This is a genomic window from Ruminococcus sp. OM06-36AC, assembly GCF_003438725.1.
GTDB lineage: Bacteria > Bacillota > Clostridia > Oscillospirales > Ruminococcaceae > Ruminococcus_C > Ruminococcus_C callidus.
The window spans coordinates 1-17,726 of record NZ_QSTT01000017.1; the positions used below are offsets into that span (position 1 = coordinate 1).

Annotated in this window: 17 protein-coding genes; all 17 read left to right on the forward strand. The window is 45.0% G+C overall.

What is annotated here, in order from left to right; translation table 11 throughout:
* Positions 1–840 (forward strand): N-acetylmuramoyl-L-alanine amidase (locus DXB92_RS10310; RefSeq protein WP_117733803.1); only part of this gene is annotated, 840 nt, incomplete at its 5' end.
* A 10-nt stretch (positions 841–850) separates the two neighbouring features.
* Positions 851–1,042: an SHOCT domain-containing protein gene (locus DXB92_RS10315; RefSeq protein ID WP_117733804.1), complete on the forward strand. Its 192-nt coding sequence runs from the start codon at positions 851–853 to the stop codon at positions 1,040–1,042.
* Positions 1,043–1,072: 30 nt separating this feature from the next.
* On the forward strand, positions 1,073–2,626 hold the full coding sequence (locus tag DXB92_RS10320; RefSeq protein ID WP_117733805.1) for a recombinase family protein: 1,554 nt from the start codon (positions 1,073–1,075) through the stop codon (positions 2,624–2,626).
* Positions 2,626–3,048, forward strand: coding sequence for a recombinase family protein (locus DXB92_RS10325; RefSeq protein WP_181977030.1), 423 nt, complete (start codon positions 2,626–2,628; stop codon positions 3,046–3,048). The genes DXB92_RS10320 and DXB92_RS10325 overlap by 1 nt, the downstream gene beginning before the upstream one ends.
* Positions 3,049–3,055: 7 nt before the next feature.
* Complete coding sequence (locus DXB92_RS10330; RefSeq protein ID WP_117733807.1) at positions 3,056–4,612, forward strand: recombinase family protein; 1,557 nt, start codon at positions 3,056–3,058, stop codon at positions 4,610–4,612.
* 128 nt (positions 4,613–4,740) lie between these two features.
* The gene (locus tag DXB92_RS10335; protein WP_117733808.1) at positions 4,741–6,309 is read left to right on the forward strand and encodes an AAA family ATPase; all 1,569 of its coding nucleotides are present in this window, start codon (positions 4,741–4,743) and stop codon (positions 6,307–6,309) included.
* Between the two features lie 186 nt (positions 6,310–6,495).
* Positions 6,496–7,365: an RES family NAD+ phosphorylase gene (locus tag DXB92_RS10340; RefSeq protein WP_117733809.1), complete on the forward strand. Its 870-nt coding sequence runs from the start codon at positions 6,496–6,498 to the stop codon at positions 7,363–7,365.
* A gap of 223 nt (positions 7,366–7,588) precedes the next feature.
* Complete coding sequence (locus DXB92_RS10345; protein WP_341473041.1) at positions 7,589–7,942, forward strand: hypothetical protein; 354 nt, start codon at positions 7,589–7,591, stop codon at positions 7,940–7,942.
* A 115-nt stretch (positions 7,943–8,057) separates the two neighbouring features.
* The gene (locus tag DXB92_RS10350; RefSeq protein ID WP_015522518.1) at positions 8,058–8,237 is read left to right on the forward strand and encodes a hypothetical protein; all 180 of its coding nucleotides are present in this window, start codon (positions 8,058–8,060) and stop codon (positions 8,235–8,237) included.
* A gap of 132 nt (positions 8,238–8,369) precedes the next feature.
* A complete protein-coding gene (locus DXB92_RS10355; RefSeq protein ID WP_117688247.1) occupies positions 8,370–9,197 on the forward strand; it encodes an AAA family ATPase in 828 nt (275 codons plus the stop codon).
* Entirely contained in the window at positions 9,151–10,086 is a 936-nt protein-coding gene (locus tag DXB92_RS10360; protein ID WP_117688248.1) for a ParB/RepB/Spo0J family partition protein, read from the forward strand. Before DXB92_RS10355 ends, DXB92_RS10360 begins: the two co-directional genes overlap by 47 nt.
* A 192-nt stretch (positions 10,087–10,278) precedes the next feature.
* Complete coding sequence (locus tag DXB92_RS10365; RefSeq protein WP_117733811.1) at positions 10,279–14,424, forward strand: SpaA isopeptide-forming pilin-related protein; 4,146 nt, start codon at positions 10,279–10,281, stop codon at positions 14,422–14,424.
* 162 nt (positions 14,425–14,586) lie between these two features.
* Positions 14,587–14,889, forward strand: a complete 303-nt coding sequence (locus DXB92_RS10370; protein WP_117733812.1) for a hypothetical protein — start codon at positions 14,587–14,589, stop codon at positions 14,887–14,889.
* Between the two features lie 9 nt (positions 14,890–14,898).
* Positions 14,899–15,171, forward strand: a complete 273-nt coding sequence (locus tag DXB92_RS10375) for a hypothetical protein (protein ID WP_117688250.1) — start codon at positions 14,899–14,901, stop codon at positions 15,169–15,171.
* A gap of 131 nt (positions 15,172–15,302) precedes the next feature.
* On the forward strand, positions 15,303–15,902 hold the full coding sequence (locus tag DXB92_RS10385) for a hypothetical protein (protein WP_015522523.1): 600 nt from the start codon (positions 15,303–15,305) through the stop codon (positions 15,900–15,902).
* A 12-nt stretch (positions 15,903–15,914) separates the two neighbouring features.
* The gene (locus DXB92_RS10390; RefSeq protein ID WP_117688253.1) at positions 15,915–16,133 is read left to right on the forward strand and encodes a hypothetical protein; all 219 of its coding nucleotides are present in this window, start codon (positions 15,915–15,917) and stop codon (positions 16,131–16,133) included.
* A gap of 861 nt (positions 16,134–16,994) precedes the next feature.
* A complete protein-coding gene (locus DXB92_RS14165) occupies positions 16,995–17,348 on the forward strand; it encodes a TnpV protein (protein ID WP_242986643.1) in 354 nt (117 codons plus the stop codon).
* Positions 17,349–17,726 lie beyond the last annotated feature (378 nt).

Consider the following 17,726-nt stretch of genomic DNA (forward strand, 5'->3'; position numbering starts at 1 on the left):
ACGACCCCTGCGGAACAGTACACAAGGGCAACCGTCAATAACAACATGAAGGACGTACGAGTTCACTATTATGTGGATAACGTGTGTGCATGGCAGAATCTGCCTCACAGCCTGAGCGGCTGGCACGCTGCTGACGGCAGTGGTAATGGAAATCGCAGAACCATTGCCATTGAGTGCATTATGTCCTCTGCGTACAATTCTACGGATAAGAAGTCGGAAGATAATGCAGCAAAATTGGCAGCAGCGTTATTAAAACAGTATGGACTGGACATTAACCATCTCTACACGCATACCCACTGGCTCAATGTTCGTGACGGACGAAACGGAACGATTGACCAGCTGAACACCATGTACAATCGGTACAAGATGTGTCCGGCATACATCTTGCCGCATTGGGCGGAGTTCAAGAAAAAGGTACAGTCTTATTTGAATGCTGGAACTTCCACTATTTCTGCACCTTCTGCAAAGCAGCTTTACCGGGTGAGGAAGTCTTGGGCAGATGCGAAGTCGCAGCTGGGGGCATATTCTTCCTTAGAAAATGCAAAAAAAGTGTGCAAGGTCGGATATTCTGTATTTGATGCCAACGGAAATGTGGTCTACACCAATGGCAGCCAGTTCACCAAAGGGCAGAAGGTTGCCATTCGTGCCAACACACCTCTGTTCGCCAGTGCAGAAACTACATCTGTAACCAGAAGAATCAGCGGCACTTACTATCTTTATGACGGCATTGCCTGCAAGAACGGCCGCTATCGGATCACCACAAAGCCGGAGTTTTGCGGAAAAGCACCGGTGGGACGATTTGTGACTGGTTATGTTTCTTGGGATAATTTCAATCAGTGAGGATTCTTTTATGGAACAACAAAAATTGATAGATGAACTGAATTACCACCGTGCTCAAAAGCTGACTGATGCGTTATATCATTCCGGTTTGATTTCCTTTGAGGAATATGACAAATTAACGCTCAAAAATCGGCATTCTTTCTCTCCGATTTACGTGGACTTATTGCCGAAAGCGCTTGCAATTCCGCCGAAAAAGAGGTAATATGGACACGTCAAAAGGAGGTGCAGAAGCATGAAAACTATTACCAAAATTGAGGCAAATCGCTCAGCAGCTGTTTATCGAAAATGTCGTGTAGCGGCTTATTGCCGTGTTTCCACAGAGCATGATGACCAGATAGAAAGTCTGGGAACACAAAAAGAACATTATGCGGCGTGGATCAAACTGCATACAGAGTGGGAATCTGCGGGTATCTTTTATGATGCTGGCATTACTGGAACAAAAGCAGAAATTCGTCCTGGACTGCAAGACCTTTTACAGGCTTGCCGCATGGGCAGGGTAGACCGCATTCTGGTGAAATCCATCAGTCGGTTTTCCAGAAATACGGCGGAGTGCCTCGCTCTTGTTCGGGAACTATCAGGAATTGGGGTTTCCGTTTTCTTTGAAAAAGAAAACATAGACACCGGCAGTATGGAAAGCGAATTGTTTCTGACGATACTCAGCAGCATGGCAGAGGAAGAATCTTTATCCATATCCAGAAATGAGAAGTGGTCGGTACAGCACCGGTTTCAAAACGGTACCTATGTGTCATCGTCTTTCCCTTACGGATATTGCAGAAATGACAGGGGAGAGCTGGTGCTCGAACCTGAGGAGGCAGAAATTGTGAAATACATTTTTTCTGCCTTGTTATCCGGAAAAAGTTCTTGTCAGATTGCAGATCTGTTGGAACAGCAGGAGATTCCTTTCAAGAATGGACGTCATTGGTGCGATGCTGCGATTCGTGGAATTGCCGGCAATGAAAAATATGTGGGAGATGTTTTGCTGCAGAAAACGTATACCGATGCACATTTTCATCGGCACAAAAATCATGGAGAAGTGGAATGTTATCTTCTTTCAGATCACCACATACCAATTGTTAGTCGGGAAACTTTTTCAAAAGCAAATGCAGTCATTCGACAGCGAGCTGCCGAAAAAGGCATTGTGTGTGGTACAGGAAAATATCAAAAGCGATATGCTTTTTCCGGAAAGGTGATTTGCGGCAAATGCGGCAGCACTTGCAAACGCAGGATCCACAGCGGCAATGAAATTGCATGGACGTGTGCTGCTCATATTGAAAGTGCTCAAAAATGTCCTATGAAATATGTGCGGGAGGATATATTGAAAGCCGCTTTTGTTACGATGTTGAACAAACTGATTTTCAGCAGAAAGCACATTTTGAAACCATTGTTAGAACAACTGAAAGCGAACAGCAATGATGAAAATGTCCGGCGAATGCAGGAACTGCAAAAGCAGCTGGAATCTCATGCTGAAAAGAAAAACACACTGCATCGCTTGTATGCACAAAAGGTCGTAGATCCTGTTTTATTCCGGCAGGAAATGAATGCTTTGCAGAAACAAGCGGAGTCCTGCCGTATGGAAATTGCACAGTTGGAACAGGAAACACATGGAGAAACTGAGATAATTGCAGAATTAAAACAGCTGCTGCGATTTACAGAGCAGCATTCTGCAATGTTGACAGAATTTCAGGAGACATGGTTTTCTGCATTTGCAGAACAAATAATTTTGTATGATCGGAATCATATTGGATTTCGGCTCAAATGCGGTCTGCTGTTAAAGGAGGAAATTTGATGGGACAGATTCCTTACGGCTACCGAATTGAAAACGGTGCTGCTGTGATCGTGCCAGAAGAGGCAGCACAGATTCGTCTTATTTTTCAAAATTATATTGCCGGTATGAGTTTACAGTCGGCAGCAAGAGCAGCAGGTCATCCCATGGTACATAGCACTGTTCGTCGAATGCTGCAGCGAAAATGCTACCTTGGAGATGCTTTTTATCCTGCAATTCTGGACAAAGAAACATATGCTCGGGCAAATGCAGAGTGGCAGCATCGTGCAGATGTAATGCAGCGACTTGGAAAAACGAGGAGAAAGCCAGTATTTCCGCAGACAAGCTTTTCGCTGGAACTGCCGCAGCAAATGCCGGAACTGATTGGAAACACGCCATTTCAGCAGGCAGAATATCTTTATCATTTGATACAAAACAAGGAGTAATGCAACAATGCCAAAGGTCACTACAATTCCACCCCGAAAGCAAAGAAATCATGCAGTCACGTCACAGGAAACTCAAAAGATTCGTGTGGCAGCCTATTGCCGTGTTTCCACGGATACAGAGGAACAGGCAACCAGCTATCAGGCACAAATTGCACATTATGAGGAAGTCATTCATAGAAATCCGGAATGGGTCTTTGCTGGGATCTATGCCGATGACGGCATCAGTGCAACCTCTACAAAACATCGGGAACAGTTTCATCAGATGATTCAGGACTGCATGGATGGAAAGATTGATATGCTCATTACCAAATCCATCAGCCGATTCGCCAGAAACACAGTAGATTGCCTGAATTACATCCGACAGCTGAAAGCACAAAACATTCCAATCTATTTTGAAAAAGAGTCCATCAACACAATGGATGCGAAAGGGGAGGTGCTGATTACCATTATGGCATCACTGGCACAACAGGAATCAGAATCTCTGAGTCAGAATGTCAAACTGGGAATGCAGTATCGGTTTCAACAGGGAAAGGTGATGGTCAATGCCAGCTGTTTTCTTGGCTATGATAAGGACGAAAACGGAGATCTTGTCATCAATCCGGAACAAGCCGAAACGGTAAAACGAATCTATCGGGAATATCTGGAGGGAGCAAGCTGTCAGCAGATTGCAAGGGGACTGGAACGGGACGGTATCCGAACAGCAAGAGGGAATACCCGATGGCATGACAGTTCGATTCGGTTAATTCTGGAAAATGAAAAGTATATGGGAGATGCCCTTCTGCAAAAAACATATACTGTGGATTTTCTCAAGAAAAAACGCATTAAAAATAACGGTGAAATGCCGCAGTATTATGTGGAGGACGATCATGAGGCAATTATTCCCAGAGCATTGTTCTTACAGGTGCAGGAGGAAATTGCAAGTCGTGGTTCACAGGTGGACTGTATGGGCAGACGGCGTGGATTTAGTGCAAACCACTGTTTTACTGGTTTGCTTTACTGTGCTGAATGCGGGGAACAATTCCGCAGAATCCATTGGAATAACCGAGGCTGCAAATCTGTGGTGTGGCGATGTATGACCAGATTGGAGAAAAAAGGAGCGTGTCATGCACGAACAGTCTATGAGGAATCTTTGAAGCAAGCTTTTGTAGAGGCTTTGAATCAATTGACAGGCAGCAGTGAAACATATCTTTCTGTCTTACAGAAAAATATGGCTGAAGTGATTGAAATGGAACAATCCAATCTGCCCGAGGAAATACAGAGGAAATTAGATGTTCTTCAGAAAAAGTTGATCGAATGTGCAGAACGGCATGAGGATTATGAGGAGATAGCACAGGAGATCTTTCGGCTGCGAGAGCAAAAGGAACAGGCTTTAAGGGAAAATGTTTCTCAACAGGAGCAGAAAGACCGTATGCGGGAACTGCAGGAATTTTTGGCTGCTCAGCCGCATCACATTACCGAATTTGATGAAACACTGGTTCGGCATCTACTTGCAAAAGTAACGGTTTCTTCCGATCGACTGAATTTTACATTTCAATCAGGTGTCGTGGTTTCCATTGAAAAGTGAACCACTTCAAAAATCCTCCTTTGCAAAATATAAAAGCAGGGGAGGATTTTTAGATTTTATAACGGCGTTGCTGTCTTGATTTCTCTTTAAATTTATGGTATACTAAGAAAAAACGGAGGTGCTGCATCATGGGAATCTATCTGAACCCAGGAAATGATTTGTTTTACTCTACAGTTACTTATTCTGAAATTTATGTGGATAAGACCATGTTGATTTCTTTCACCAATAAATGTTTGTTTGGAGAAAACAAGGAGATCTGCGTCAGCCGTCCCAGAAGATTCGGGAAGTCGATGGCAGAGAATATGCTGACGGCTTATTACAGCAAGGGCTGCGATTCGAGAGAATTGTTTTCCAAGTTTCAGATCGCACAGACACCGGATTTTGAAAAGCACCTGAATCGGTATAATGTGATTCACATCGATATGCAGAAATTCCTTGGCAGAACCAAAAATGTCCATGAAATGCTGGACTTCTTGCAGAAACGTGTGCTAAAAGAGATGAAACAGACATTCTCCGGGATAGAGCCAGAAGAAACCAGTTTGATTATTGCGTTGGAAGATCTGTACGGTCAATGTGAAGAAAAGTTTATCTTCATCATTGACGAATGGGATTCCATTTTCCGGGTGCATCGGGATAATGCGACTGCTCAAAAGGAATATCTGGATTTTCTGCGGGATCTTCTGAAAGGACAACCCTATGTGGCACTTGCCTATATGACTGGGATTCTTCCAATCAAGAAATACGGTCAACATTCTGCACTGAATATGTTTGATGAATACTCTATGACCAATCAATATGCACTCGCAGAATTCACTGGTTTTACAGAGAGGGAAGTTCGTCAGCTTTGTGAACGTTATCATATGTCTTTTGAACAAACGAAAGATTGGTACGATGGCTATAATGTCAATGGTGTATCCATTTATAATCCAAGATCTGTAACATCAGCGATGATGAACGGCATCTTTGACAGTTACTGGACACAGACAGAAACCTATGAGGCTTTGAAAATGTATATCGTTCGCAATGAGAACGGCTTGCGGGATAAGATCATTCGGATGATTGCCGGAGAACATATTTCCATCAATACGAAAACATTTCAGAACGATATGTGTACTTTTGAAACTGCAGACGATATTCTGACTTTGCTGGTACATCTGGGCTATCTGACTTACGACTTCGATACAAAAACTGCCTGGATTCCCAACAAAGAAGTGCGGCAGGAATTTCTCAATTCCATCCAGGGGCAAGAGTTCCAGACGGTCAACAATGCTATTCATCGCTCTGACAAGCTGCTGCAATTGACGCTGGCACAGAATGCGGAAAAAGTGGCGGAAATGCTTCAGGAAGTTCACAGCGACAACTGTTCTGTGATTCAATACAACGATGAAAATTCGCTGGCTTGTGTGCTGAGTCTGGCATATTATTCCGCACAAGACAGTTATGCGATTTATCGGGAATTGCAGGGCGGAGAGGGTTTTGCAGATCTGGTATTTATACCGAGAACTGAGAATCATAACCCGGCAATGATCGTGGAACTGAAATGGAATCAAAGTACCGGCATTGCACTGGAACAAATCAAAGACCGAAATTATATTCGCTGTTTGAAGGACTATCATGGAAATGTGTTGTTTGTTGGCGTGAACTATGATAAGAAGAGTAAAAAACATACTTGTCAGTTTGAGATGGTGGAAATTTGAAAAGATTTATAGACAGGCTTGACAGAACATATATTGAATGCAAATATTAGGTTGAAAACCATAAAAAGCACAAGCAAATCCACTATTAATTGTCACATCCTAAACTTATGAAAGGTACTCGTGTATTTGCTAAAACTTACAGTGGATTAGTAGCTATATATTTGGTAGACTAAGAAGGATTAAAATATGGGAAGCATTATTGATTTTAGTGGTATAAAAAATTGTGAACAAGCCATCAGAAAAACATGGGATGAATTTAGGGAATGTTTAGCAGCTGGTGTATTTTCTTATGATGAAATTGAAAAAGCTAAAAAGCAGAAATTTTTAATGGTATATGATGATCTATTTTATAAACATTCTGGTATTGACCAAAGTACGATTGTTTTTAAGGATTTGAAAGATAAGCTAATGGGAAGAGGTGCTATATTGAAAAATGATGAGATTCCTAATTATGATCGTTTTCTTCCTAAAGAAGAGTATATCAAAGAAGATAATCGTTTTAGCCCTCCTCATGTGGAATGGCTTTATTTGGCGGTTGGCAATGATAATGACATTCACGAATGTGCACAGGCTGAATGTCGAGCCAAAAGAGGAAACATGTTTGGATTTTGTCATTTTCAACGAGACACCAAATATGATATGTGCAAATTAGTAGATCTAACCATTGCAGACGATATTTCTTATGTAGAATTAAATGCAACTTTAGAAAAATATGTACAAACGCAAACTAAAAAACGTAAAAAAATTATAAAAGCAACAGGTTTTCCTCCTAAAATAAACATCGATCAAAAGGAATTGGAAAAAGTCTTTACTCAGTGGGCTGTATACACTTATGTAAAATTACTATCGACACAAATTTTCAAGCCACTCGATAGTTGTGATAATAAAGCAATTACTTATGCCCCGTTTCAAACAATTGCTCAATATTATATTTCATTGGGATATTCTGGTATTGTTTACGATAGTACCGTATGTTTGAAGGGAAAGAATATAGTGTTATTTGACAAGCATATGGCCTGTCCAGTAGGGACTATAGAAAACTACAAAATATTGTAAGTCTGGAAAGTCGATTAGATGTATTCTTACAAACAATTTGAATAAGAAAATGGTTATGACCTTGTTGCTGTAGTCGATAAATAGTAAGGACATTTAGCCTATTGTATTGAGTCAGTTTAAGATGGTAGAGATATATGCTATTTGCGAGAAAATTCAAATTGCTTATTCAGTATGGCTGTATGGGTAATTAAACGAAAATGCAGACATTAAAATTGAAGTGTCGTTGCACGTTGAGACGGTTGTACTTCTTTCCCACAAAAAACCTGACAGCGTAATCAATGTAAAAGTAGAGTTTGGCGAGGGTGAGGGCAAAATTCCTCTTGATAATATTGAAAAGAGAGCAGAAAGTTATAAGCCAAAAGAGCGAGTAACCTACAAGATGATTAAGGAGTATATAGAAGCAAAACACGGCTTCAAGGTACATACCGCATATATCGCAGAAGTAAAACGAGATTTAGGTTTGCCAATGTATGATGCTCCTAATGCGGTAGAGGAATTGAAACAACCGAGGAAACACCCAACACCAGAAAAGGTAGAAGCGATAAAAGATGCCTTGAAACATTTTGAAGTTATCTAATCGTGCGGGCGTATCATTAGAAATAGTGGTACGCCTATTTTTTTATCCTGATTTGCAGATTTGTTCTTTCTCTCACTTCTGGATATAATGAAGCCAAGAAAGGACGGTGGCAATTATGAGAGATAAAATCTATCACGCATATTTGGATAGCCACGAAAGGCAGATAGTTATACATAGCCTTGTGGAGCTGAAAAATAAACTCATACAGCAAGGCAGATATACAGACTGCGTTGACGAGCTGATATTCAAAGTCGCCAACGCCCCTGTTAAGAGAATGAAAATTGAATATGTCTAAGGCACATTACACCGAGCCGCTTATTCTTATTGATTTTAATTTTAAGAGTAAGCGGCTCTTTTGCGTTCTCTGATATGGTTACATAGCCGCCTTGACAAAGCGGCTAAATAAATGCGAAAGGAGGACGCACCTATGTCAAATTGCAAAGTGATTGCTCTGACTAATCAGAAAGGCGGTGTCGGAAAAACAACAACGGCGGTCAATCTGGGTGTGGGTCTGGCAAAACAGGGCAAGAAAGTCCTGCTCATTGATGCCGATGCACAGGCTAATCTCACAATGGCTCTGGGTTACAACAGACCTGATGATATTCCAATAACCCTCTCTACCGTAATGCAAAGCATCATAGACGATAAATCTTTTGATGCTTCTGGAGGTATCCTGCACCACGGCGAGGGCATTGACCTGCTCCCGTCCAACATTGAGCTGTCAGGCTTTGAAGTCAGGCTTATCAACGCGATGAGCCGTGAGCGTGTTCTGAAAACCTATGTGAATGAGGTCAGGAAGAATTACGATTATGTGCTTATCGACTGTATGCCCTCTCTCGGAATGATAACTATCAATGCTCTGGCGGCGGCTGACAGCGTGATTATCCCGACACAGCCCCATTATCTTTCTGCCAAAGGTTTAGAGCTTTTGCTTCGCTCGGTGTCAATGGTCAAGCGGCAAATCAACCCCAAGCTGCGGATAGACGGTATCCTTATGACAATGGTAATGCCACGCACCAACATTTCTAAGGAGATTACCGCAACCGTTAAGAGTGCCTATGGGCAGAGGATTAAGGTGTTTGATACGGAAATCCCTCATTCTATCCGTGCGGTGGAAGCTACCGCAGAGGGCAAGAGCATTTTTGCCTATGACAAAAGCGGCAAGGTAGCTGCAGCTTATGAACAGTTTGGAAAGGAGGTGGCAGATATTGGCGAGAAGCAGAGAAAGCAAAATCGAGCTGACTGCATACGATGACCTTTTCCAAACAGACGAGAGCCGTGAAGAAGCAAAGTTAAGTAAAATCAGGGATATACCGATTGCAGAGATTGACGAATTTCCAGACCACCCATTTAAGGTTTTGATGGATGAGGATATGGAACAGCTTGTCGATAGTATCAGGCGAAACGGTGTTATGACCCCTGCTACCGTGCGGCTCAAAGAGGACGGACGGTATGAGCTTATCAGCGGTCACAGGCGTAAAAAAGCGTGTGAGCTTGCAGGGCTTGATACGCTCAAATGTGAGGTTAAGGAGCTGACCCTTGATGAAGCCATTATTGTAATGGTGGAAAGTAACTTGCAGAGGTCAACGATATTGCCGAGTGAGAAAGCCTTTGCCTATAAAATGCGGCTTGAAGCTATGAACAGGCAGGGGCAACGAACAGATTTAACTTCTCGACCAGTGGGCGAGAAGTTATTTAGCGTTGATAAAATGAGCAAAGATGTTTCTGATAGTAGTCGGCAAATTCATCGCTTTATCCGTCTGACCGAGCTTGTTCCTGAAATCCTGCAAATGGTGGACGACAGACAGATTGCTTTTCGCCCTGCGGTGGAAATCTCCTATCTGTCCGAGGAACAGCAGTACACCCTGCTTGAAGCGATGCAGTATAACGATGCTACCCCGTCACTTGCACAGGCTATCAAAATGAAAAAGTTTATGCAAGACGGAAAGCTGACGGACGAGGTTATCCAGAGCATTATGGAAGAAGAAAAGCCAAACCAAAAGGAAAAGCCCGCCTTCCGTGATGAAAGGATAACCAAGCTCATTCCAAAGAATGTCCCCAGAGGGCAGGAAACAGATTTTGTTGTTAAGGCGTTGGAGTTTTACAACCGCCACCTGCAACGAAGCAAGGCTCACGAAAGGTAAGCCACACACCGAGGGAGGGGTCTGTCTATGTGGAGGATAGCCATTTTTTCGGTTTCCCCCTCTCCACACCTCACCCCCTTAATTACTACCAAAACTATCCGAGAAAAGAAAAACTATGAGCTGTCCGATACAGGGCAGCTTTTTCGGTTAGTAAGGGAAATTTTCAATATTAACATTATCAGGAGGTAAGCGATGAAAATTCGTGGATTATTCAAAAAGGCTGCGGCTACTCTTATGGCTGCGGTCACGGCATTGTCGATTTTGCCTGCAACGACGGCGTTTGCAGCGGGTGACATTGGTACGATTTCCTTTAGCCACACCTACGACAGCAGCGGCAATGCTATGAGGTACAATTCGAGTGCCACCTTTGACGGTCATACCGCAGGCGGCACGGGAAACTATAAGTACCGTATGTTTGTGGACGGAGAAAACGCCTTTTGTATTCAGCCGGGTGTACCGCTGAATACGGGTAACACATTGAAAAAGGCATCTTCGGACACTTGGAACGCCCTTTCTGCCAATCAGAAAAAGGCAGTCGGGCTTGCCCTGCTCTACGGGTATCAGGGCAACCGCAGTAACCTTACAGGAAGCGATGATGAGAAGTGGGTTGCGACACAGACCCTTGTATGGGAGTTTGTCACGGGCTGCCGTGAAGCCACAGGCTCATTTAGCAAGACAAGCGACAAGGTTTACAGCCTGCACTTTGGCTCTAACTATGCCAACAGCGGAGCAAAGGCGGCATACGACCAGATTGTTTCGCTGATGAGCGAGCATCATACCATTCCGAGCTTTATGTCGGGCAGTAAAAACGGCATCACAAAGGAGCTTGCCTATAAGGACGGCAAATATACGCTGACCTTTACGGACAGCAACGGCGTTCTTTCCGATTATGCCTTTTCAAGCTCTGACAGTAAGGTAAGCGTGTCGAAATCTGGCAACAAGCTGACTATCAGCTCTGCCAAAGCCTTTGACGGTACGGTACGCATTACCGCAACAAGAAACAATATGCCGATAGTCAGCAGCAGTGCAAAGCTGATTGCCTACGGTGACCCGAACTTGCAGGACTTGGTAACAGGCGTTGAAAATGCCGATACCGTAGCCGCCTATATCAATGTGGAAACCCCGACAGGCACGATTGCCCTGAAAAAGACTTCCGAGGACGGCATTGTAGAGGGCATCCAGTTTACCATTAAGGGCAAGGACTTCAACCAGACAGTTAAGACCGACAAGAACGGTAATATTACCGTAGCAGGTTTAGTGCCTGACATCTATACCATTACGGAACAGGCGATTGATAAATATGAGCCGCAGCAGACCCAGACCGTTACCCTTATCGGCGGCAAGACCACAACCGTCACTTTCAGTAATGTCTTAAAGCGTGGAAGCCTTGAAGTGGTTAAAACTTCCGAGGATAATCTGGTGGAGAGCGTGAAATTCCACCTTTACGGAACTTCCCTTAGCGGTTATTCCGTTGATGAATATGCCGTAACCAATGCAAAGGGCGTTGCAAAGTTTGAAAATGTCCTTATCAGCGGCAACACCCCTTACACCTTAGAGGAAGTAGATACCGCAATCCGCTATGTCGTTCCTGCTTCCCAGACCGCACCGATTGAATGGAACAAGGTCACAAACCGCAGTTTCCACAACATTCTCAAAAAATTCAATGTGACGGTCACAAAGACCGATGCAGAAACAGGCAAGCCGCAGGGCGACGCTTCCCTTGCAGGTGCGGTGTATGGCATTTACAAGGGCGAAGAACTCATTGACACTTATACCACCGATGCAAACGGTCAGTTTACGACCAAGTATTATATTTGTGACAATGACTGGACTATCCGAGAAATCAGCCCGTCCGAGGGCTATCTGCTCGACACCACCATTCATAAGGTCGGTGCAGAGCCAGAGCTTTATACAGTAGAACTGAACAGCACGGAAAACGCCGTGAATGAACAGGTCATTAAGGGTAACATCTCCATTATCAAGCACACCGACAACGGCGAAACACAGATTGAAACACCTGAAGAAGGGGCTGTTTTTGAGGTTTATCTGAAAGCCGCAGGCAGCTATGAAGCAGCAAAGGAAACCGAGCGTGATACGCTCACCTGCGATGAAAACGGCTTTGCCCAGAGTAAGGATATGCCATACGGCATTTATACCGTGAAGCAGACCTCTGGTTGGGAGGGTCGTGAGCTGATGAAGCCTTTTGATGTATTTATCAATCAGGACGGTCAGACCTACCGCTATCTTATCAACAACGCAAACTTTGAGAGTTATATCAAGATTGTCAAGAAAGATGCGGAAACAGGCAAGACAATCCCGTATGCAGGTGCAGGCTTCCAGATTTATGACCCAAGCGGCAGCCTTGTATCTATGACTTTCACTTACCCCGAAGTGACAACGATTGATACTTTCTACACCACCGCAGACGGCGACCTTATCACACCGCAGACTTTGGAATACGGCAAGGGTTATTCTCTGGTTGAGGTGCAAGCCCCTTATGGTTATGTGCTGAACTCCGAGCCTGTCTATTTTGATGTGGTGCAGGAAAATTCAGAAGAAGAAAGCGGCATTACCGTTATCGAAGTGGTACGCTCCAATATGGCACAGAAAGGCACAGTTACCGTAACTAAATCTGGCGAGGTGTTCAGCACCGTTGCAGGCGACAAAGGCTTGTATCAGCCTATCTTCTCTGTCGGCAATCTGGAGGGTGCGGTCTATGAGATTACCGCCGCCGAGGATATTTATACTCTGGACGGAACGCTCAGAGCTTCTAAGGGCGAGGTTGTGGATACTATTACCACAGGCAAAGACGGTACGGCAAAATCCAAGGAGCTGTATCTTGGAAAGTACGAGGTCAAAGAGGTTACTGCTCCGTTCGGTTTCGTACTGAATGAGGAAATCCACGCCGTTGAGCTTGTGTATGCAGGTCAGGAAATCGCCGTAACGGAAACTGCCACAGGTTTTGTGAACGAGCGTCAGCGTGTGGAAATCGACCTTGTGAAAGCCCTTGAAATTGACAAGGATTACGGCGTGGGCGAAAACGGCGAGTTTGCCGATGTAACCTTTGGCTTGTATGCAGCCGAGGAACTGACTGCCGTAGACGGAAAGACTATCCCTGCTGACGGTCTGATTGAGGTCATCTTCCTTAATGAGAATGGTCACGGTAAAGCAATCAGCGACCTGCCGATTGGCAGCTACTATGTGCAGGAAATCAAGACCAATGCGGCTTATCTTACGAGCGATACCAAATATCCTGTAAACTTTAAGTATGCAGGTCAGGAAACCGCTACTGTCCACATCACGGCAAACGAGGGCAACGCCATTGAAAACAAGCTGATTTACGGCTCTGTAAGCGGTAAGAAGTCTGATGAGGACGGAAAAGCTCTTGGCGGTGCTGTTATCGGCATCTTTAAGGTGGGTACAACCGAGTTTACAAAGGAAAATGCGATTAAGACTACCACATCGGCTGATGACGGTAGTTTTTCTTTTGCAAAAGTACCGTATGGAACTTGGGCAATCCGTGAAATCGAAAGCCCGAAAGGTTTTGTACTCTCCGAGGAAGAAATCCCTGTTACTATCGGCAAGGTGGACGAGGTTGTGGAAATCGAGCTTGTCAACTTCTATATCACAGGCAAAATTGAGCTGACTAAGGTGGACGAGGATTACCCTGAAAACAAGCTGACAGGTGCGGTCTTTGAAGTCTATGCCGATAAGAACGGCGACGGAAAGCTCGACAAAGACGATGAGCTGCTCGGAACAATGGGCGAAGTGGAAAAAGGCGTTTACCAGATGGGCGACCTCAGATATGGAAAATACCTTGTCCGTGAAAAGACAGCCCCAGAGGGCTTTGTACTTGACGAGGGCGTGTATGGCGTATCCATTGAGGAAAACGGCAAGACCTATGCCGTAGAGAACAAAGCAGGCGTTGGCTTTATCAACACTGCACAGAAAGGCTCTCTGAAAATCGTTAAGACTTCCTCTAATGGAAAACTGGAGGGCTTCTCTTTCAGGGTAACAGGCACGGACTATGACCAGACCTTTAAGACCGACAAAAACGGCGAAATCTTCATTGAGGGCTTGCGTATTGGCGAGTACACCGTTTCCGAGGTCAGCGACAATGCTTCCGCAGGCTATATTCTCCCTGCCGACAAGCAGGCAACGGTAAAGGTCGGAGCAACCACGATTGTCCAGATGCACAACGAACTTCGTGACACACCGAAAACAGGCGATGACTTCAATCCTGCCTTGTGGGTAAGCCTTGCGGCAGTATCCCTTATCGGTGCAGGCGTTCTCGGCATTGTTGGCTTTAAGGGCAGAAAAAAGAAAAAGGAGGACTAAGGAATGGACGCAAAGACTATCATTGCCATCGTGCTTGTCGTCTTTATCGGCGGTGCGGCACTCTGGCTCAATATCCGTCACAGAAAGAATAAGTGACCCATAAAATGCAGGAACGGGGGCGGCTGAAATATGCCGCCCTCTTTCCATATATGGAGGTATCCAATGCGGAACTTAAAGACCGTTGAAAAGAAAGTCAGGGCTATTCTGGAAAAGGACGAAGATGCCCGAAATGACGATATGGTGCTGTACCTTGCCCTTTGTAATGTGTGCCTGAAAGATGCGGGGGCAATCCCCCTTGCGGAAATAATGACACAGTATAAATATCTCGGTCTGCCGAGCTTTGAAAGTGTCAGCAGGACACGCCGCAAATTGCAGGCGAAGCACCCAGAACTGTCAGGCAACGCCCGTATGCAGCGGCTTCGGGCAACAGGCGAAAAGGCATATCGGAAGTATGCCAAAGAATGAGAGGTGTCTATGGACGAAGAAAAACGCTCCAATGGGGGCTATGAAATCATAGAGAGCTGTACTATCGGGAGTAACGAGCTTGTCATCGGTCATAACCCTAATGCCCCTAACCCTTATGTGTGTTGGTACTGTAAGGGCGGCGATAACTATTTCTGGGGCTACTACTGCAATGATATTTCTGCCGCACGGGAGAAGCTGAATGAACGGTATCAAACGGAGTGCCGTATGCCGTACAATCAAGCTGCCCCGAAGCAGAAAAATGGTGATGACCGTGAGCGATAAGCAAAAGAAATATGACTGTACGACCTGTCCTTATCCCCGATATAAGGACGGGTCAGTTATTTTCTGCGATGTCTGTATCCGCAAGATTTTAGACGAGCAGAAAGCGAAAAAAGAACGAAAGGAGCAGCCGAATGAGTGAAGAAAAAAGAATGCTCGGTAATTATGAAGTGACCCAAAGCATCTATGTTGGGGATAAAGAGGTTGTGCTTGCCGTGGATAAAAAGGAACAGTATCCCTTTTTAGTCTGCTACTGCGACTACCACAATCCGCTGTCAGCAGCGTGGGCAACTGAGGGCGTTGCTTCCGATGATTATCTGGAAGCAATGGAGATTTTCACGGAACGGGTACAATCTCAGATTGACCGCACCAGAGCCGAGCTGTCAAAGTTTCCTTTTGATAAAGCCGTGTTCACAAAGGAGCATTGTATTCCTGACGACCATAAAAGCAATATCGTTGGCAAGGTCGTCGTTCTCAATGCCGAGCCGAAACGGTATGAATATCAGCACCCTGCCTATCAGCTTATCTTGGCAGAGGGCGGCAACGGTGCAACAGGCGGCAGAGGTCAGGCGGTGTTTGGTACTTGCCTTGCCACGGGCGAAAGAGCCAGATGGGAAAGGTACGATGTGCTTGGGGAAATCAAGCCCGAATGTATGCCCGATTGGGCAAAAGAAGCCCTTGCCAAAGTCAAGGGGCAGGAAAAAGCCCCGAAGCACAAGGATTTAGAACGATAGGAGGACTGACAAATGGCAGTAAACCAGAAAGCGGTCAAGGTCTTAAACAAGATTTTGGAAGCAGGTTTTACCGATGAAAAAGCCATTGCCGCTATGACAATGGACGATATTCTCTCAATGCAGGGTATTACGGTTGCGGATATTTCCCTTATCAATGACCTGCAAAAAAGTATCAAGGCAAACAAGGTCATTTCCTTTTTGGCGGCGATGCCAATGAATGACCCAAAATAAATCTATAAGGAGGTGAAAACCTAATGGCTGCGAAGTATCAGCTAATCACAGAGCTGTATTGGCGTACAGGTGTTGCCGTTGCGAAAAATCCGCAGGCGTGGCAGGGATTTTTAGCTGCCGCCTGCCGCAACTATAAATGCCGCTTTGACGAACAGCTCCTAATCTATGCCCAACGCCCTGATGCCGTTGCCGTGGCACAGCTTGAAACTTGGAACAAACAGTTTCGGCGGTGGGTCAATAAGGACAGCAAAGGCATAGCGGTCTTTAACCCGAAAGGTCGCAGGAACACGCTGAAATATTACTTTGATGTGTCAGATACGCACGAAGGGTATTATGGCAGCCGCCCCGTTCCGATATGGCAGATGAATGAGCAATACGAGCAGGCTGTTATGGAAAGGCTCTCGGATAGGTTTGGAGAGGTGGAAGGCTCTGATCTTGCTTCTGTCTTAATGGAAACGGCAAAGAACGCTGTTGAGGACAATCTTCCAGATTATTTTTCACAGTTAAAGGACTGCACAAAGGACAGCTTTTTAGAAGAACTGGACGATTTCAATGTAGAGGTCATATATAAGCGGCTGGCAGCAAACAGCGTTGCTTTTATGCTGATCAGCCGCTGCGGTCTGGACACGGGCGAGTTTTTTGACCGTGAGGATTTTCAGGATATTATCAATTTTAATACCCCTGCCACCATTAACGCCCTCGGTATTGCAACGAGCGATATTGCGGAAATGGCACTCAGGGAAATCTCCCTGACTATCCGAGATGTGCAAATGGCAGAGAAAACCCAAAATCGCACCTTTGTACCGAAACCGCAGGCTCGGTATGATATAGGCAGAGAACAACCCGAAAGGAGCAAATACAATGAACGAAATCACTTACACCAAACAGGGCGATTATCTTATTCCCGACCTGACATTAGCGACAGAGCCAGAGCTTCCGCTTGGCAGATACGCTTTGATGCACAGGGATTATCTGGAGCAGCACAAGAGAGTGACATACCTCAACCTGCTGACAACGGGCAGGCTGAACGAACATCTGCACCAGACAGAACAGACAGCACTACAACGGTTGGAGCTTCTGACGAAGCAGCTACAAGCCGAACAGGGCGTGACCGAGGAACTGAAAGCGAAAGCCCCGATGCAGTGGGGCGGACTGATGAACAATATTCGCAGTCAGGCGGAGGAAGTGATACTGACAGAGCTGATTTACAATTAGACAGGTCATACCCCGCCGAGGAAAGCATCGCCAATGAAACAGAGGTCAGGGCTAATCTCCCTACCGTAGAGGAACAGATTGAAATGATAGCTGAAGCAGAGGACGAAAAATCCTCTGCTTTTGCTATTTCTCAGGAGGATATTGACTCTGTTCTTTTATTAGGAAGCGGTTTTCAAAACGGCAAGTACCGCATTTACCGTCAATTCCAGAAACAAGAGGACAGCAAAAATAATATCACTTTTCTCAAAAATGAGTATGGTATCGGCGGCGGTACGCACTACTTCCCAGACGGAACGCAAGGCGGTCAGTCCCACGATGGCAAAGGTATCCACATTGAAAAGCATGGCTCATACACCAATCCAGACCTTATCCTCTCTT